The organism is Streptomyces malaysiensis subsp. samsunensis, assembly GCF_024519315.1.
GTDB classification, from domain to species: Bacteria; Actinomycetota; Actinomycetes; order Streptomycetales; family Streptomycetaceae; genus Streptomyces; species Streptomyces malaysiensis.
Genome location: NZ_JANIIC010000013.1, coordinates 109,654 through 110,043 on the forward strand (window position 1 = coordinate 109,654; position 390 = coordinate 110,043).

At 66.9% G+C, this 390-nt stretch carries 1 protein-coding gene; it reads right to left on the reverse strand.

Going from position 1 to position 390, the window contains the following annotated elements; translation table 11 throughout:
* Window positions 1-110: 110 nt before the first annotated feature.
* Entirely contained in the window at window positions 111-335 is a 225-nt protein-coding gene (locus tag NQU54_RS14080) for an MbtH family protein (RefSeq protein ID WP_069871580.1), read from the reverse strand.
* Window positions 336-390 lie beyond the last annotated feature (55 nt).

Genomic DNA, 390 nt, shown 5'->3' on the forward strand with positions numbered 1-390 from the left:
TTCGGGGTTGCGCGGACATGGGTGTGGCCCGCCCATCGGGTGCGACGCGTCGGAGGCGTCCCGGCGGGGCGGGCCACACGGCGGTCCAGCGGGTGCGGCGGTGCCGCGGGTCAGGCCGCGCCGGCGCCTTCCATCGCCTTGATCAGGCTCTTGGGGCGCATATCGGTCCAGTTGGTGTTCACGTATTCGAGCGCCGCGTCCCGCGTGGCGTCTGCCAGAACCGTGCGCCAGCCCTGGGGAACCTCGACGAACGCCGGCCACAAAGAGTGCTGCCCCTCATCGTTGACGAGCACGAGATAGGTGCCCTCGGGGTCCTCGAAGGGGTTGGTGCTCATGAGATCGCTCCTTCTCGAAGAATTCTTCTCTTGTCACTTGACGTACATTCAGGGC

What these genes read in the sequence shown, in the direction of transcription:
- NQU54_RS14080 (WP_069871580.1), bottom strand. Translation starts at nt 335, where the DNA reads ATGAGCACCAACCCCTTCGAGGACCCCGAGGGCACCTATCTCGTGCTC.